15 protein-coding genes are annotated in these 16,063 nt (G+C 60.1%); 10 read left to right on the forward strand and 5 right to left on the reverse strand.

Annotated elements, in window-relative coordinates:
• Window positions 1–48: 48 nt before the first annotated feature.
• The gene (gene def, locus ACVVH8_RS00110; protein WP_095191107.1) at window positions 49–555 is read right to left on the reverse strand and encodes a peptide deformylase; all 507 of its coding nucleotides are present in this window, start codon (window positions 553–555) and stop codon (window positions 49–51) included.
• A gap of 158 nt (window positions 556–713) precedes the next feature.
• Here def and ACVVH8_RS00115 point away from each other — a divergent pair, with 158 nt between their 5' ends.
• The 8 genes from ACVVH8_RS00115 to ACVVH8_RS00150 all read left to right on the forward strand — a co-directional run bounded on the left by ACVVH8_RS00115 (window position 714) and on the right by ACVVH8_RS00150 (window position 8,877).
• On the forward strand, window positions 714–1,739 hold the full coding sequence (locus ACVVH8_RS00115; protein ID WP_103302883.1) for a LysM peptidoglycan-binding domain-containing protein: 1,026 nt from the start codon (window positions 714–716) through the stop codon (window positions 1,737–1,739).
• Between the two features lie 80 nt (window positions 1,740–1,819).
• On the forward strand, window positions 1,820–2,920 hold the full coding sequence (dprA, locus tag ACVVH8_RS00120) for a DNA-processing protein DprA (RefSeq protein WP_475227889.1): 1,101 nt from the start codon (window positions 1,820–1,822) through the stop codon (window positions 2,918–2,920).
• A 55-nt stretch (window positions 2,921–2,975) separates the two neighbouring features.
• Complete coding sequence (gene tsaC, locus ACVVH8_RS00125; protein ID WP_103302885.1) at window positions 2,976–3,533, forward strand: L-threonylcarbamoyladenylate synthase type 1 TsaC; 558 nt, start codon at window positions 2,976–2,978, stop codon at window positions 3,531–3,533.
• A 297-nt stretch (window positions 3,534–3,830) separates the two neighbouring features.
• A complete protein-coding gene (locus ACVVH8_RS00130) occupies window positions 3,831–4,475 on the forward strand; it encodes a hypothetical protein (protein ID WP_475227892.1) in 645 nt (214 codons plus the stop codon).
• Window positions 4,453–5,187 carry an iron-containing redox enzyme family protein gene (locus ACVVH8_RS00135; RefSeq protein ID WP_475227894.1) on the forward strand — a complete coding sequence of 245 codons (735 nt, stop codon included), beginning with the start codon at window positions 4,453–4,455 and terminating at the stop codon, window positions 5,185–5,187. The genes ACVVH8_RS00130 and ACVVH8_RS00135 overlap by 23 nt, the downstream gene beginning before the upstream one ends.
• A 42-nt stretch (window positions 5,188–5,229) precedes the next feature.
• Window positions 5,230–6,324 carry a DUF3419 family protein gene (locus ACVVH8_RS00140; RefSeq protein ID WP_475227897.1) on the forward strand — a complete coding sequence of 365 codons (1,095 nt, stop codon included), beginning with the start codon at window positions 5,230–5,232 and terminating at the stop codon, window positions 6,322–6,324.
• Window positions 6,321–7,589, forward strand: coding sequence for an aminotransferase class I/II-fold pyridoxal phosphate-dependent enzyme (locus tag ACVVH8_RS00145; protein WP_213027103.1), 1,269 nt, complete (start codon window positions 6,321–6,323; stop codon window positions 7,587–7,589). Before ACVVH8_RS00140 ends, ACVVH8_RS00145 begins: the two co-directional genes overlap by 4 nt.
• The gene (locus ACVVH8_RS00150; RefSeq protein WP_475227900.1) at window positions 7,546–8,877 is read left to right on the forward strand and encodes a phenylacetate--CoA ligase family protein; all 1,332 of its coding nucleotides are present in this window, start codon (window positions 7,546–7,548) and stop codon (window positions 8,875–8,877) included. The genes ACVVH8_RS00145 and ACVVH8_RS00150 overlap by 44 nt, the downstream gene beginning before the upstream one ends.
• Window positions 8,878–8,884: 7 nt before the next feature.
• On the opposite strand, the gene ACVVH8_RS00155 is transcribed toward ACVVH8_RS00150, so the two are convergent.
• Window positions 8,885–9,862 carry an NADPH:quinone reductase gene (locus ACVVH8_RS00155; RefSeq protein ID WP_475227902.1) on the reverse strand — a complete coding sequence of 326 codons (978 nt, stop codon included), beginning with the start codon at window positions 9,860–9,862 and terminating at the stop codon, window positions 8,885–8,887.
• A gap of 162 nt (window positions 9,863–10,024) precedes the next feature.
• On the opposite strand from ACVVH8_RS00155, the gene hemF reads away from it, so the two are divergent.
• Window positions 10,025–10,939 (forward strand): oxygen-dependent coproporphyrinogen oxidase, encoded by a 915-nt coding sequence (hemF, locus tag ACVVH8_RS00160; protein ID WP_475227904.1) that lies wholly within the window; start codon window positions 10,025–10,027, stop codon window positions 10,937–10,939.
• 9 nt (window positions 10,940–10,948) lie between these two features.
• On the forward strand, window positions 10,949–11,770 hold the full coding sequence (aroE, locus tag ACVVH8_RS00165) for a shikimate dehydrogenase (RefSeq protein ID WP_475227907.1): 822 nt from the start codon (window positions 10,949–10,951) through the stop codon (window positions 11,768–11,770).
• 91 nt (window positions 11,771–11,861) lie between these two features.
• On the opposite strand, the gene ACVVH8_RS00170 is transcribed toward aroE, so the two are convergent.
• From ACVVH8_RS00170 to betC, 3 genes are all read right to left on the reverse strand, one after another.
• Entirely contained in the window at window positions 11,862–13,430 is a 1,569-nt protein-coding gene (locus ACVVH8_RS00170) for a SulP family inorganic anion transporter (protein WP_475227908.1), read from the reverse strand.
• A 170-nt stretch (window positions 13,431–13,600) separates the two neighbouring features.
• Window positions 13,601–14,521 carry a choline ABC transporter substrate-binding protein gene (gene choX, locus ACVVH8_RS00175; protein ID WP_475227910.1) on the reverse strand — a complete coding sequence of 307 codons (921 nt, stop codon included), beginning with the start codon at window positions 14,519–14,521 and terminating at the stop codon, window positions 13,601–13,603.
• A gap of 16 nt (window positions 14,522–14,537) precedes the next feature.
• Window positions 14,538–16,052 carry a choline-sulfatase gene (gene betC, locus ACVVH8_RS00180; RefSeq protein WP_475227913.1) on the reverse strand — a complete coding sequence of 505 codons (1,515 nt, stop codon included), beginning with the start codon at window positions 16,050–16,052 and terminating at the stop codon, window positions 14,538–14,540.
• Window positions 16,053–16,063: the final 11 nt, after the last annotated feature.

Consider the following 16,063-nt stretch of genomic DNA (forward strand, 5'->3'; position numbering starts at 1 on the left):
CTCATAAAAAGAAAAAGGCTTGCCGCAGCAAGCCTTTGAAGGAGGGCATCAAGCGTTCTGGCGATGCAGCTTTTCCAGTTTCTTCTTGATCCGGTCGCGTTTGAGCGTGGACAGGTAATCGACGAACAGTTTGCCGTTGAGGTGGTCGCATTCATGCTGGATGCACACCGCGAGCAGGCCTTCGGCAATCAGTTCATAGGGCTTGCCGTCGCGGTCCAGCGCCTTGATCCTGACCTTCTGCGGGCGGTCGACGTTTTCGTAGAAACCCGGCACCGAGAGGCAGCCTTCCTGGTACTGATCCATCTCGTCGGTCAGCGATTCGAACTCGGGGTTGATGAACACACGGGGTTCGGTGCGGTCTTCGGAAAGGTCCATCACGACGATACGTTTGTGCACGTTGACCTGGGTCGCGGCGAGGCCGATGCCCGGCGCTTCATACATTGTTTCAAACATGTCATCGACCAACTGACGCACTTCGTCGTCCACTACAGCCACAGGCTTGGCGATAGTACGCAGACGCGGGTCCGGGAATTCGAGGATGTTTAAAATGGCCATAGGCTGATTGCTGCACGTATTGAGTAAAGTCGGGTCGATGGCCTGGCAGGTCCGAAGATGCAGGCTACCGTTGTGAAGCGTCGCTGCTGCAATTGCAGGAGCGAGCCACGGGGGCTCTGACGATTCACGCGAGTGCACATGATAAAGGGATTCACTGCATGAGGAAAACACTACTCGCCCTGCTGCTGTTGGCCTCGGCCGGCGCTGCGCAAGGGCAAGTGCAACTCAGGGATGGTTTTCCACAGCAATACACGGTGGTTTCGGGGGACACGCTCTGGGACATTTCCGGCAAATACCTGCGCGAGCCATGGCAGTGGCCACAACTGTGGCGGGCCAACCCGCAGATCGAAAACCCCAATCTGATCTATCCCGGCGACACGCTGACGCTCAGTTACGTCGATGGCCAGCCGCGCCTGACCGTCAATCGCGGCGAGTCACGCGGCACCATCAAGCTGTCGCCGCGTATTCGCACCAGCCCGGTGGCCGAGGCGATTCCGAGCATTCCGCTGAAATCGATCAACAGCTTTCTGCTGAGCAATCGCATCGTCGACAAGGTCGAGGATTTCGACAAGGCGCCGTACATCGTCGCCGGCGATGCCGAACGCGTGCTCAGCGGCACCGGCGACCGGATCTTCGCGCGTGGCCATTTCGACCCGAATCAGCCGGTCTACGGCATCTTCCGCCAGGGCAAGGTCTACACCGATCCGCAGACCAAGGAGTTCCTGGGGATCAACGCCGATGACATCGGTGGCGGTGAGATCGTTGCCACTGAAGGCGATGTCGCCACCCTCGCCCTGCAACGCACCACTCAGGAAGTGCGCCTCGGTGACCGCTTGTTCAGCGGCGAGGAGCGCTCGATCAATTCGACCTTCATGCCCAGCGCACCGACCAGCAATATCAACGGCGTGATCATCGACGTGCCACGCGGCGTCACCCAGATCGGCGTGATGGACGTAGTCACCCTGAACAAGGGCAAACGCGACGGGCTCGCCGAGGGCAATGTGCTGGTGGTCATGAAAACCGGCGAAACCGTCCGCGACCGGGTCACCGGCCAACCGCTGAAAATCCCCGACGAACGGGCAGGATTGCTGATGGTGTTCCGCACCTACGACAAACTCAGTTACGGCCTCGTGCTCAATGCATCGCGCTCGCTGGCGGTGCTCGACAAGGTGCGAAATCCGTAAGCATGCTTCACAAGTTACCAACAGAGTTATCCACAGCTTGTTCCGAATAGTTCGGGGCTTATAACGATCAAGGATGATCCATGACGCTGTCTGTCTGTACGCCGGTTTCCCCTGCGGAACTGGAAGCGCGCCTGCGCCTGCATCGCTTGCCGGAAATCGGTCCGAAGCGATTTGCCAAATTGCTCGAAGCCTTCGGCTCGGCGTCAAAAGCCATCAGCGCGCCGGCGAGCGCCTGGCGCTCACTGGGTTTACCGGCGGTGTCAGCCGAAGCGCGGCGCAGCCCCGAGGTGCGCGACGGCGCCAGCCATGCAATGCGCTGGCTAGAGCGGCCGGGACAACATTTGCTGATGTGGGATCAGGCGGATTATCCGGCGCTGCTGGCGCAGATTGCCGATCCGCCACCGCTGCTGTTCGTGGCCGGAGATCCGCTGATTCTGGAAAAGCCGCAACTGGCAATGGTCGGCAGCCGCAGTGCTTCGCGTCCGGGAATGGACACCGCCGCAGCGTTTTCCCGCAGCCTGGCAGGGGCCGGTTTTGTCATCACCAGCGGCCTGGCCTTGGGGATTGATGCGGCGGCGCACCAGGCGGCGCTGGATGTCGGCGGGCTCACGGTCGGAGTGTTGGGCACCGGTCTGGAAAAGTTTTATCCACAGCGCAATCGGCGGCTGGCTGACGCGATGATCGCCTCCGGCAGCGCGGTGCTTTCAGAGTTTCCGCTGGACGCCGGGCCGAGCGCGAGCAACTTTCCGCGACGCAACCGGATCATCAGTGGTTTGTCCCTTGGTGTGCTGGTGGTTGAGGCGAGTGTTGCCAGTGGCTCGTTGATCACCGCACGGCTGGCGGCCGAACAGGGGCGAGAGGTTTACGCCATTCCCGGGTCGATCCATCACCCCGGCGCGCGAGGTTGCCACCAGTTGATCCGCGACGGCGCGGTGCTGGTGGAAACCATCGAACATATCCTCGAAGCCCTGCGTGGCTGGCAGCATCTGCCACACTGCGCAGAAACTTCGAAACCCGATCATCCGTTGCTTGCTCTGCTTCACGCGGCGCCGCACACCAGTGAGGCATTGGCCGACAGCAGTGGCTGGTCTTTGCCCAAAGTCCTGGCGGCCCTTACCGAACTGGAAATGGATGGCCGCGCCGCGAGTGAAAACGGCCGCTGGTTTGCGCGGGTGAGCTAGGTTTTACAAGGAAGATCGGTAAACTGCGCGAAACCTGTTTGTGGAGAGTTTTTTCATGGTCAACAGTTGGCGTGTGCAACAAGCCGCACGAGAGATTCGCGCCGGGGCGGTGATTGCCTATCCAACCGAAGCCGTCTGGGGGCTGGGTTGCGACCCGTGGAACGAAGACGCGGTGGATCGGCTGCTGGCGATCAAGAATCGCTCGGTCGACAAGGGACTGATTCTGGTCGCCGACAACATTCGCCAGTTCGACTTCCTGTTCGAAGACTTCCCGCAAGAGTGGATCGACCGCATGGCCAGCACCTGGCCGGGGCCGAATACCTGGCTGGTGCCCCATCAGAACCTGCTGCCGGAGTGGGTCACCGGAGTGCACGATACCGTGGCGCTGCGAGTCAGTGATCACCCGCAGGTGCGAGATTTGTGCTCGATGGTCGGGCCGTTGATCTCCACGTCGGCCAACCCGCAGGGGCGGCCGGCGGCGCGTACGCGCTTGCGGGTCGAGCAGTATTTCCGTGGACAGATCGATTTGATCCTGGGTGGCCAGTTGGGCGGTCGCAAGAATCCCAGTGTCATCCGTGATCTGGCCACCGGTAATGTCATTCGTCCCGACTGACATCACTTAGAACTTCATATATTGAGTGCTCTTCGGCTTTTATAGCGAGGAGTACTACGCATGTCTGCGATTTATCCTTCAAGTAATTAACCGAGTTAAACAACTTCGTTGTTTTGTTCTTCTCTATGCGCGTAAGAATAATCGGTAAGTATTCATTTTCAGTAACTTTTCCCACGTCATTATCAGAAGTCGCGCAGTGGCGATATTTCTAAAAGCATCCATTATTCCAATGCGCCAAGGAAACTTCGATAAGTCAACGTCTGCGGAGAAGGAATGGATACTACGGATTTGCAACTCATGGATTATCTGCAGTCACTTCAGGCAACCTTGAGCAGTCGCCATGAAGATTGTCGCGTCGTTACTTTTGATGCGGGTTCAGACACGCAAGAGTTTGAACGATTCATTGGTCGGCAGTTTCGCCTGCGATTGCAACATTACATGCTGACCTCCCGGGCCCGGATGCTTGAAAAGCGGCTCGGGATCACGTCGCGCAGTACGCACTTCCTGCTTTATCAGCATGACCACCTTGTGGCGGTATTAAGGGTAACGCCTGCGCCGTTCGAGTGGGCGTCACTGGCGCATCGGCATGTTTCTCCCACCGTGGCGTTGTCGCGCCATGTCGAGTTCAGCCGCTTGATTACTCACTCGCGAACCCATCTGCCCGTGCCGATCAACTGCCTGCTGGCAGCCGCCACAGCGTGGGCAATCAACCATGGATATCAAGGCGTCACTGCCTTGTGCCGAACGCCGCAACGGCGACTGTTCCAGCGATTCGGCCTGACACCGATCACCTCCGACGCCCTGCGAATCGAGCAACGCGCTCGCGGTGGCTACTGGCTGCTGTCCGCGCAATGGCAGCAGATCCTTGCGGCTGTACAACAACCCGACCACGCCACCGTAGACCAACCGGAGCACCACGATGAATGCGCCACTAAGCTTTGAACAACAGTTGATCCAGCTTGATAACCGAATCGAAAAAGCATGGGCCGAGATACTCAATGGTTCTCGCTTGGTGAAAGCCATACGTGAGGGTCGTGTGTCCAAAGCCTTATATGCGATTTACATGATCGAAACCTTTCACTACACCGCGCACAATGCGCGAAACCAGGGACTGGTCGGTGTGCGTCATGCCGATAACCCGGTCTATGCAAAGTTCTGTTTTGAGCACGCAGCGCAAGAAGTAGGTCATGAAAAAATGGCCCTGCATGATGTCATGAGTCTTGGACTCAAGAATGAGAGTTTCGATATACCCCCGGCACTTCCGGCAACCGAAGTATTGATTGCCTATTTGTACTGGATATCGTTCACCGGTAATCCACTACAACGCCTCGGATACAGTTATTGGGCGGAAAATGCCTATCAATTCATCACGCCGCTAATCAATAAACTGAGCGAAACGCTGTCATTGAAAGCGGCGCAATTGACGTTCTTCGTTGCTCACTCCGATATTGATGTCGAACACTTCAACGAAATAAAAGTCATCCTGCAACGTACGTGCAAGCGCCAGTGCGACTGGGACGCCATTGCCAATGTGATGGAAACCAGCTTGCGCCTGACCGGCAATATGCTTGAAGCCGTTTATGAGCAATATGAGGCCTGGCAAAACGACCTCGCGCCGCGTTATGACTTTCTCCATGCACTGGCCGACTCATGAGGCTCCTGCGGCGATTTCCCCGATGGGTGCCGGGAGGCAGGCATGGCTGACTACTTCCAGCAACTGAACTACGCACTGGGGGATGAAGACTCCGCGCTGGAATACGCGATCCTGCCCGCACGTGCCAGGCACGTGATGGGCATCGCCGGGAGTGGCGGACGGCTGTTGCCGCTGTTGGCCCGCAGTCCGGCGCGCATGACCTGTACCGATATCAGCGCGCCGCAGCTGGCGTTCACGCGGTTACGATTTGCCCTGCTGGAACAGACCGATCACGAAACGTTCATGGATTTCATGGGCTACCGGGCGGGGACGCTGGTGTCACGACGCCAATCCATCCTGCAGCAACTCAACGTACCGCGAGCCGATCGGCGCTGGCTGGCGGAGTTGTTCCAGGCCCGACAATGGCAAGCGCCGATCTACATGGGGGCGTTCGAGCAAACCCTACAGCGGTTGGCGAAGATCAACCGGCTATTTACTGGCAAGGCGGGTCGGGAGATTTTTCAGTGCCGGGACCTCGACGAGCAAACGAACTATTACCGAACCCGTTTCCCCCTGAAGCGCTGGCGGGCGGTGATTGCGTTGTTGGGCAACGCAGCGGTGCTCAACTCGCTCCTGTACAAGGGCTCGTTTCCCCGCAACAACCTGGGTATCAGTTCTCGTGAGGTGTACCTGGGGATTTTCCATGCCCTGTTCACCACGCAAGTCGTGCGTGAGAGCTTTTTCCTGCAAATGCTGTTTTTCGGTGAACTGCGCGACCCGCAAGGTTTCCCGCTGGAGTGCGAGCCGGAAATTTTCCACAAGGCCCGTGAAGCTCTTCAACAGTGCGAGTTGCGGGTGGTGCAGGCCGACATCCTCGATTGCGCCGCCAACCACACGGATATCGATTTCGTCTCGCTCTCGGACGTGCCTTCCTTCATGCCCAAGGCCACCGGTGCCAGCGTCTTGCAGCGCTTGCGCCCGTCATTGGCCGAGGAAGCGCTGACGGTCATCCGTGCCCATTTGCATGTTGTCCGGCCCGATTGTGCAGGTTTCTGCGATACCACCGCCGAATACCAGGCAGCAATCGCACGAGAGAAAACCCAGCTCTGGCGTGTGCAAGTCTATCGCCGGACGACATCTTTGCAGGCATCCCGATGAATACTCAGCAACCGACCGTCAATTGGGTAAAAAACCGTGTCAGACAGGCGCGCGCCGATCAGCAGCAGTTGTTCGATTCCGGGCTCAACGGCTTGGAGCTGGTCAGGCGCGAGGGCAAGGACATTGAGTTGAGCAGCGGAGAACGGCTGACCGAGTTCCTCTCATGCTCTTACCTGGGACTGGAGTGTGATCCACGCCTGATTCACAGTGCGGTGAGCGCCGTGAAATCCTTTGGTGTGCAGTTTGCCGCCGCACGCACCCGAGCCCTGCTGCCGCCCATGCTTGAGCTGGATGAGCAGTTGAACCAGATATTTCAGGGGCACACGGTCACCTTCAACTCGGTGGGCAGTGCGCATCTGGGCTGTCTGCCTTTGCTGGGTTCTGGCGAGTTGCCGTCCTACCCGTTACGGCGTGGTCCTTGCTGGATCGTCGACCGGGCGGCGCATGCCTCGATGCAAGTGCTGCAAGGGATTCTGTGGCAGTTCGGGCCCGTCCAGCGTTGCGATTGCAGTGATGTGGAGCAAGTCGAGCAGGCCTGCTCCACTGCGGTAGCCGCTGGCAATACCCCGATCATCCTGACCGACAGCATTGGCTCGATGCGGGGTGTGTATCCGATCAATCGACTGCTGCAACTGGCTGAGCGCTTTGAGGGATATCTGTATGCGGATGATGCTCACGGCACCTCGATCCACGGCACGTCAGGGGGTGGTTATGCACTCGCCGCGGCCGATGCGCGACTGCGTCATCGCTTGATCCTTCTGTCCTCGCTGTCCAAGGCGTTTGGTGCGACGGGCGGGGCGATTACCGTGCTGACCGCCGCCGATGCCGAGATGATCAGACGCCATGCGTCGACCTATACCTTCGGCGGGCCACTGTCGATGGGCGGCGTTGGCGCGGCGGTCGCCTCCGGGGACATTCACCTGTCGCCTGAGCTGGGGCTGTTACAGGCGGCCCTGTGGCGAAATGTGGCCGTGATCGACGCTTTGCTAGGCCCGGTGCTGGGTAACCATGAAGTCGCCTCGCCTATTCGTTTTGTCCGTGTCGGCGCCGAGCGCGATGCGATCAATCTGGCGCTGCACCTGCGGCGGCAGGGCATTGCGGTCACCACCGCACTGTTTCCGGTGGTAGCCAAAGGTGAGGCGATTCTGCGTCTGGCCATCAGTGCGATCCACAGTCAGACCCAGTTGGAATGTCTGGCCAATGCCATCACGGACGGATTCGATGAGTTGGGCATTCGTCAGGGAGGGCGCGGCGATGAACATTGATCCGACAGTCCCGCCCGATCAGGCCTTTGCGCGCAAACTTGCCGATGCGCGGTCACTGCCGTGGTTCTGTAAATTGTGTCCGCAGATCCTGCAGGTGCAGACCCGGGAAGACCTGCATCGCCTGCCGATCCAAGCCGTGGAAGATGAACACGGTGGTGTGTTGTTTTCCGCGCTGGGCGAGGCTTCGCACCGTGCGCCGGGTGGCGGGCTGACCCTGACGTCGGGAGGCAGCACCGGCAACCGTAAACACATCACCCATTCCTGGGCATTCAACGCGAGCATCGTGCCTTTGGGTGCGAGGATGTTCGGTGTGGCGGATGAACGCCCCGGAGTGGTCATCAACTGCCTGACCGCCGGCGAGATGCAGGGCGCTTTTCAGTACGCCGCAGCCATCGTCGAGCACATCGGTGCGCGCCTGTTGCCCGCTGGAGCATTGATGGGCGTTCAGCGGATTGCCGAGCTGATTCAGTCGCAAGCGGCCGATGCGTTGATGTGCACCCCTTCCTTTGCGGCGGCTCTTTTCAACCGCGACGATATTGATACAGAGCAATTGGCCAGTCTGCGATGGCTCTACTACATCGGGGAGCCATGCAGTCAGCGGCTGCGCGATCAATTGGCGCGGGACTGGCCCACCATAAAGGTACGGTCGCTGGGCTACAGCTCGACGGAGACCGGCCCCATCGGCTTTCAGTGCGCTCATCTTGAGCACGGGTTCTATCATCTGCACGCCGACGCCATGCTGCTCGAAGTGGTTGATCCACTGACCCTGCAAGCAGTGGCCGAAGGTGAGCGCGGCGAGTTTTTGCTGACATCCCTGCTGCCAGATCACGTGCCGCTGTTGCGGTATCGGATTGGTGATCGTGGGCGGGTGCTGCGTAATGTGGCGAAGTGTGCCTGTGGCAGCACACTGCCCGTGCTGCAACTCGAGGGGAGGGTCGAAACCACGATCAAACTGGGCGGCGCGATCGTCACGCAGCGGCAGGTCATGAGCGTACTCGCCCGGGCTCTGCCTGACCTGGACACTAGCGACGTTCAGGTACAGATCAATCGGCAGGCCAATGGTGCCCGCATGCGACTGGTGATCGCTCAGGACAAACTGCCTGCCCGTGCAGAAGTCGCCCTCGAACAGGCGTTGCAAAGCGAAGCGCAAGCCAGCGCTCTGCTCAGATTGCCTGGCGTGTTGGGATTGCGGGTACAGCGTCTTGACCGCAGTGGTTTCGAAACAACCTCTGCCGGCAAGACGCCGTTTTTTGTCGAGCTGGGCATTACCCCGGACTCAACGGGGTAGCGTGGTGTCACGGCAGCAGGACGGTCGAGCCGGTGGTGCGCCGAGCCGACAACTCGGTCTGCGCCTTCGCTGCGTCAGCCAGTGGATAACGCTGGCTGATATCAACCTTGAGTTTGCCGCTGATGATCATTTCGAACAGCTCATCGGCCATGCGCTGCAGGTTTTCGGCGTTGTTGGCGTAGGTCGCCAGGGTCGGACGGGTCACGTAGAGCGAGCCCTTCGCCGAAAGGATGCCCAGATTCACGCCGTCCACTGCGCCAGAGGCATTACCGAAACTCACGACCAGACCGCGCGGCGACACGCTGTCCAGCGACGTCAGCCAGGTGTCTTTGCCGACGCCGTCGTAGACCACCGGGACTTTCTTGCCGTCGGTCAACTCCAGTACGCGTTCGGCAACATTTTCGTGGCTGTAGTCGATGGTTGCCCAGGCCCCGTTGGCCTTGGCCAAGTCGGCTTTTTCTTTCGAACTCACGGTGCCGATCAGCTTCACGCCCAACGCCTTGGCCCATTGGCAGGCCAACGAGCCGACGCCCCCGGCAGCGGCGTGGAACAGGATGGTTTCGCCACCCTTGAGTTCGTAGGTCTGGCGCAGCAGGTATTGTACGGTCAGGCCCTTGAGCATCACCCCGGCGGCGGTTTCAAAACTGATCTCGTCCGGCAGCTTCACCAGATTGGCTTCAGGCAAGACGTGCAATTCGCTGTAGGCGCCCAACGGGCCACTGCCGTACGCCACACGATCACCGACCTTGAAACGGGTGACGTCGCTGCCGACCGCATCAACGATGCCGGCGCCTTCAGCGCCCAGGCCAGACGGCAGGGCTGGCGGTGCATAGAGGCCGCTGCGGAAATAGGTGTCGATGAAGTTCAGGCCGATGGCCTTGTTGGCCACACGTACTTGATTGGGGCCGGGTACCGCGGGTTGGTAGTCAACATATTCGAGCACTTCGGGACCGCCGTGGGCGCGGAACTGGATACGCTTTGCCATCTGCCTGCTCTCCTTGGGTCTTTTGCGAGGTCCCTATCCAACTCTCATGCTTGATCTTCGTCAACTGCGGCGCGCTTGCCTGCGGTGGTATGCTACGCGCCCATTTGCGCCGACCCCCGCCTGCGGGGCGCCGCGTAGTTATGCCCCGTTCAAGGTGAAGCCATGACGACCCGCACCGACGCCGTAAAGGCCTATCTGCTCGACCTGCAAGACCGCATCTGCGCCGCACTCGAAAACGAGGACGGCGGCACGCGTTTCGTCGAAGACACCTGGACCCGGCCTGCCGGCGGTGGTGGTCGCACCCGCGTGATCGAGAACGGCACGCTGATCGAAAAGGGCGGCGTCAACTTTTCCCACGTCTTTGGCAGCGGTCTGCCACCCTCGGCCAGCGCCCATCGTCCGGAACTGGCCGGCCGTGGCTTCGAAGCCCTGGGTGTGTCGCTGGTGATTCACCCGCACAACCCACACGTGCCAACGTCCCACGCCAACGTGCGCTTTTTCATCGCCGAGAAGGAGGGCGAAGAGCCGGTCTGGTGGTTTGGCGGCGGCTTCGACCTGACCCCGTATTACGGCAATGAAGAAGACTGCATTCACTGGCACCGCGTCGCCGAGCAAGCCTGCGCGCCGTTCGGCCCGGACGTGTATCCGCGCTACAAGGCGTGGTGCGATACCTACTTCCACATCAAGCATCGCCACGAACCGCGCGGCATCGGCGGCCTGTTTTTCGATGACCTGAACGAGTGGGATTTCGACACCAGTTTCGCTTTCATGCGTGCCATCGGTGATGCCTACATCGACGCTTATCTGCCGATTGTGCAGCGCCGCAAGAACGATGCGTTCACCGCCCAGCAGCGCGAGTTCCAGGAATTCCGCCGTGGCCGTTACGTCGAGTTCAACCTGGTTTACGACCGTGGCACGCTGTTCGGTCTGCAATCGGGCGGGCGCACCGAGTCGATCCTCATGTCGCTGCCGCCGCAAGTGCGTTGGGGCTACGACTGGAAGGCCGAGCCTGGTAGCGAAGAGGCGCGCCTGACTGAATATTTCCTGCAAGACCGCGACTGGCTGGCCCAGGCCTGAGGACATCTGATGGATCGTTACGTCGTTTTCGGTAACCCGATCGGTCACAGCAAGTCGCCGATGATTCACAAACTGTTCGCTGAACAAACCGGGCAGAGCCTCGACTACAGCACCTTGCTGGCGCCGCTCGACGACTTCGCCGGTTGCGCCACGGCGTTTTTCCAGGAAGGTCGCGGCGCCAACGTCACCGTGCCGTTCAAGGAAGACGCTTACCGCCTGGCCAACAGCCTGACGGCCCGGGCGCAACGCGCCGGCGCGGTGAACACCTTGAGCAAACTGGCTGACGGCTCGCTGCTCGGCGACAACACCGATGGCGCCGGACTGGTGCGTGATCTGACGGTGAATGCCGGGTTCAGTCTGACCGGTAAACGCATCTTGCTGCTCGGTGCTGGTGGCGCGGTGCGTGGGGCGCTGGAGCCGTTGCTCGCGGAGAAACCGGCGTCGGTGATCATCGCCAATCGCACGGTGGATAAAGCCGAGCTGCTGGCGGAACTGTTCTGCGATCTGGGCCCGGTGTCGGCCAGCGGCTTCGACTGGTTGCAGGAGCCGGTGGACGTGATCATCAACGCCACCTCCGCCAGCCTCACCGGTGAGGTGCCGCCGATTTCACCGAGCCTGATCGAGCCGGGCAAGACTCTGTGCTACGACATGATGTACGGCAAGGAACCGACTGCGTTCTGCCGCTGGGCCAGCGAGCATGGCGCGGCGGTGTCGATGGATGGTTTGGGGATGTTGGCTGAGCAGGCTGCCGAGGCGTTTTATCTGTGGCGCGGTGTGCGTCCGGACACTGCGCCGGTACTCGCCGAGTTACGCCGCCAGTTGGCCCTTTAAGAGCATCGCTGGCAAGCCAGCTCCCACAAGGATCACCTGAATCCCTGTGGGAGCTGGCTTGCCAGCGATTGAGGTCGACACGGATATCAGATCAATCCTCAAACCTGATCGGACATTTCTCTGGCCCTTCAAGCTTCCTCAACTCCTCCACCACCTGCGGCCGCGCCCGGCGCAAGGTAAGGCTGCGATCCTGGCTCAGCAAGCGCCGCGCTTCCTGGTGCAGCATCTCAACGCCTGAATAGTCGATGAAGTTGATCTGCTGCGCCTCGATCACCACCCGCGCGCCGTGCAGGCGTTGCAGGCGCACTTGCAGGTAATGGCTGGCGCCGAAAAAGATCGAGCCGCCGACGCGCAACACATCGTCCTCGCCATCGCGCCAATGCTGCACCCGTGGCTGCGAAGTGCGCTTGAGGTAAAAGAACAACGACGCCAGCACCCCGGCATAAATCGCCGTCTGCAATTCCAGCAGCAATGTGGCCAGACACGTCAGGGCCATCACCACGAACTCGGCGCGGCTGACACGCAACAGTGCACGGATGCCGCGATGATCCACCAGCCCCCAGGCGATCAACAGAATGCTGCCGGCCATGGCCGGGATCGGGATGTGCGCGATCAACCCGGCGCCGAAAATTGCGAACAGCGCGACCCAGATCGCCGAAAACATCCCGGCCAGCGGCGAGCACGCACCCGCCTCGTAACTCAACCCCGAGCGGGTAAATGATCCGGCGGACAACGATCCGGAAAAAAACGCCCCGACGATATTCGAGAAACCTTGCGCGCGAACTTCCTGATTGGCATCGAGCAACTGCTGCGATCGCACAGCAATCGAACGGGCAATCGACAGACTGGTGACCAGTCCGAGCATGCCCACCGCGATCGCACTCGGCAGCAGGCGCAGAATCATGTCGAGATCCAGCGGCAATCCACTGAACGGCGGCAACCGCCCCACAAAAGCACTGACCAGATGCACATGGCCGAACATCGCCGGCCATAGCCACACCACCAGACTGGCCAGCACTAACGTGATCAGCAGGGTCGGCCAGCGTGGCAGCAATTGTTTCAGCACCACACCGACGAACACAGTTGCCACGCCCAGCAGCAATGAAGGTTTATCCACAGCCCGCCAATGCCCCAGCAGATCCATCAGGCTGGCGAGCGCCGTGGCTTTCGATGGCAACTCAAGCCCCAGCAGATTCGGCAACTGCCCGATGGCAATCACCACTGCCGCGCCAAGGGTGAAACCGAGCACCACTGAATGCGAGACGAAATTCACCAGTGCGCCGAAGCGCAGCAAGCCGAGCAACCACTGGAAAATCCCGGCGAGAAAGGTCAGCAGCAGAATCAGGGTGATGTAGTCCTGGGAGGCCGGCACGGCCAACGGACTGACGCTGGCATACAGCACAATCGAAATCGCCGCCGTCGGGCCGCAGATCAGGTGCCACGAGGAGCCCCACAGACAGGCGATCAGCACCGGAATGATGGCGGCGTAGAGGCCGTATTCGGGTGGGAGACCGGCGATCAAGGCGTAGGCAATCGACTGCGGTAACGCGAGAATCGCACCGCTGAGGCCGACGATCAGATCCCGTCCGACGCTGGCGCGGGTTTGCCGGGGCAGCCAGGTCAGGAAGGGAAGCAGTGAGCGGCGACTGGGGAAGGCCATGGGTCCTCGCGGTTGAAATTTTAAACAGGGTATCAGCCCTTACGCCGATCATTCCCACGCTCTGCGTGGGAATGCAGCCCGGGACGCTCCGCGTCCCATTCAAAGCCGAACGCGGAGCGTCCGTTGAGGCATTCCCACGCGGAGCGTGGGAACGATCTGTGCGCGCTAAATTAAAGCTTCGCTTTCACAGCAGGCAACGCATCCTTGCCATCAGCCGTCTTCACTCCATCCAGCCATTTGTCCAGCACCGCCGGATTCGCCTTGATCCACGCCTTCGCCGCATCTGCATTGCTGACCTTCTTGTTCACCACCTCGGCCATGATGCTGTTCTCCATCTCCTGAGTGAACGAAAGATTGGTCAGCAATTTACCCACGTTCGGGCAGGCCTCGGCGTAACCCTTGCGCGTGAGAGTAAACACGCTACCGGTGTCACCGAAGTATTTCTCGCCGCCCTTCAGGTAATGCATTTTCAGCTGCACGTTCATCGGGTGCGGCGTCCAGCCGAGGAAGGTCACGAATTTCTGTTTCTTCACCGCCCGCGACACCTCGGCGAGCATCGCCTGTTCGCTGGACTCGATCAGCTTCCATTGACCCAGGTCGAAGTCGTTCTTCTTGATGATTTCCTGCAACGAGATGTTTGCCGGCGCGCCCGAACCGATGCCGTAGATCTTGCGTTCGAACTTGTCGGCGTATTTGTTCAGGTCGGCAAAGTCATGCACACCCGCGTCCCATACGTAGTCCGGCACCGCCAGGGTGAACTCGGTGCCGTCGAGGTTTTTCGCGAGTTGCGTGACATCCCCGGTCGCGACGAACTTGTCGTAGAAGCCCTGCTGCGCCGGCATCCAGTTGCCGAGGAACACATCGACCTGGCCATCCTTCAAACCGCCGAAGGTGATCGGCACCGCGAGGGTGTCGACCTTGGCCTTGTAACCCATGCCTTCCAGCAGAAACCCGGTGATGGCGTTGGTCGCGGCGATGTCGCTCCAGCCGGGGTCGGCCATTTTCACCGTCTCGCAGCTTTGCTCGGCGAATACCGATCCGCTGGCCAACGCCAATAAGCTGATCGTCATTGCTGTGGATAACTTGCGCATGGACTTCCCCTTAACATTATTGGTTTTGGCAGGGTTGTGGATAACGGGCCTTTCGTTCCAGATCGTCGAGGTCGATGTGGTTGCGCATGTACTGCTGACTGGCGTCGACCAGCGGCTGGTGATCCCAGCTCTTCAGCTTGCCGATGGTCAACGCATCGGCGACAAATCGGCGTCGGCGCTGGCTGGCGAGCACATCGCGGTGAATGGCCGGGATGTCCCACTTGGCTCGTGCTTCGGCGAGAAAATCGTCGAACAGCGAACGATGCTGCGGCGAATGGCTGAGTTCTTCCAGTTCACGCGGATCGTTGTGCACATCGAAGAGCAGGCAAGGGTCGCTTTCACTGTAGATAAATTTGTAGGCGCCGCGACGGATCATCATCAGCGGGCTGATCGTGCCTTCGGCCATGTATTCGCCGAAAACTTCGTCGTGGCCGCCCTGCCCTTGCAGATGCGGCATCAGCGAACGGCCATCCAGCGGCAAGCCCGGTTCCAGCGTGCCGCCGGCCAGTTCGACGAACGTGGGTAATAGATCGGCGGTGGATACGGCGGCGCTGATGCGGCCCGCTCCGAACTGCCCCGGCGCACTTATCAACAGGGGCACGCGGGCCGCCATTTCAAACCAGTGCATTTTGTACCAGAGACCTTTTTCGCCAAGCATGTCGCCGTGATCGCCGGAGAAAACGATGACGGTGTCGTCAATCAGCCCGGTTTCTTCGAGAGTTTGCAGAAGTTTGCCGACGTTGGCGTCGATGTAGCTGCACGCACCGAAGTACGCACGGCGCGCGTCGCGGATCTTATCCACAGGCAGCGGCTTGTCCCATAGGTCGTAGACTTTGAGCAAACGCTGGGAATGCGGATCGAGTTCGTGTTGATCCGGCGTCGTAGGCAAGGGGATATCGGCGTCGTCGTACAAATCCCAGAAAGCCTTGGGAATCGTGTACGGGTCGTGTGGGTGCGTCATCGACACCGTCAGGCAGAACGGTTGATCGCCGTCCTCGCGGATGTGATCGAACAGGTATTGCTGAGCCTTGAACACCACCTCCTCATCGAAGTCGAGCTGGTTGGTGCGTACGCACGGCCCGGCTTGCAGTACCGAAGACATGTTGTGATACCAGCTCGGCCGCACATCGGGCTCATCCCAGTTCACTGCCCAGCCGTAATCGGCCGGGTAGATGTCGCTGGTCAGGCGTTCCTCATAGCCGTGCAATTGATCCGGGCCGCAGAAATGCATCTTGCCCGACAGCGCGGTGCGGTAGCCGAGGCGGCGCAAGTAATGGGCATAGGTGGGAATGTCGGCGGGGAAATCGGCGGCATTGTCGTAGGCGCCGATCTTGCTCGGCAGCTGGCCGCTGACCAGGGTGAAGCGCGACGGTGCGCACAACGGGCTGTTGCAGTAAGCGGCGTCAAACACCACGCCTTGGGCGGCGAGGCGGGAAAGATTGGGCAGTTTGATCGGCGAAGGGCCGTAGATCGGCAACATTGGCGCGGCCATCTGATCGGCCATGATGAAAAGAATATTCTTGCGCTTCATGTGATCGCGGC

It is taken from the genome of Pseudomonas trutticola BRTCR10 (assembly GCF_056155105.1).

What these genes read in the sequence shown, in the direction of transcription:
- ACVVH8_RS00155 (WP_475227902.1), bottom strand. Translation starts at nt 9,862, where the DNA reads ATGGCAAAGCGTATCCAGTTCCGCGCCCACGGCGGTCCCGAAGTGCTC.
- ACVVH8_RS00150 (WP_475227900.1), top strand. Translation starts at nt 7,546, where the DNA reads ATGAGTTGGGCATTCGTCAGGGAGGGCGCGGCGATGAACATTGATCCG.
- dprA (WP_475227889.1), top strand. Translation starts at nt 1,820, where the DNA reads ATGACGCTGTCTGTCTGTACGCCGGTTTCCCCTGCGGAACTGGAAGCG.
- aroE (WP_475227907.1), top strand. Translation starts at nt 10,949, where the DNA reads ATGGATCGTTACGTCGTTTTCGGTAACCCGATCGGTCACAGCAAGTCG.
- ACVVH8_RS00140 (WP_475227897.1), top strand. Translation starts at nt 5,230, where the DNA reads ATGGCTGACTACTTCCAGCAACTGAACTACGCACTGGGGGATGAAGAC.
- ACVVH8_RS00130 (WP_475227892.1), top strand. Translation starts at nt 3,831, where the DNA reads ATGGATTATCTGCAGTCACTTCAGGCAACCTTGAGCAGTCGCCATGAA.
- def (WP_095191107.1), bottom strand. Translation starts at nt 555, where the DNA reads ATGGCCATTTTAAACATCCTCGAATTCCCGGACCCGCGTCTGCGTACT.
- choX (WP_475227910.1), bottom strand. Translation starts at nt 14,521, where the DNA reads ATGCGCAAGTTATCCACAGCAATGACGATCAGCTTATTGGCGTTGGCC.
- tsaC (WP_103302885.1), top strand. Translation starts at nt 2,976, where the DNA reads ATGGTCAACAGTTGGCGTGTGCAACAAGCCGCACGAGAGATTCGCGCC.
- ACVVH8_RS00170 (WP_475227908.1), bottom strand. Translation starts at nt 13,430, where the DNA reads ATGGCCTTCCCCAGTCGCCGCTCACTGCTTCCCTTCCTGACCTGGCTG.
- ACVVH8_RS00115 (WP_103302883.1), top strand. Translation starts at nt 714, where the DNA reads ATGAGGAAAACACTACTCGCCCTGCTGCTGTTGGCCTCGGCCGGCGCT.
- ACVVH8_RS00135 (WP_475227894.1), top strand. Translation starts at nt 4,453, where the DNA reads ATGAATGCGCCACTAAGCTTTGAACAACAGTTGATCCAGCTTGATAAC.
- hemF (WP_475227904.1), top strand. Translation starts at nt 10,025, where the DNA reads ATGACGACCCGCACCGACGCCGTAAAGGCCTATCTGCTCGACCTGCAA.
- betC (WP_475227913.1), bottom strand. Translation starts at nt 16,052, where the DNA reads ATGAAGCGCAAGAATATTCTTTTCATCATGGCCGATCAGATGGCCGCG.
- ACVVH8_RS00145 (WP_213027103.1), top strand. Translation starts at nt 6,321, where the DNA reads ATGAATACTCAGCAACCGACCGTCAATTGGGTAAAAAACCGTGTCAGA.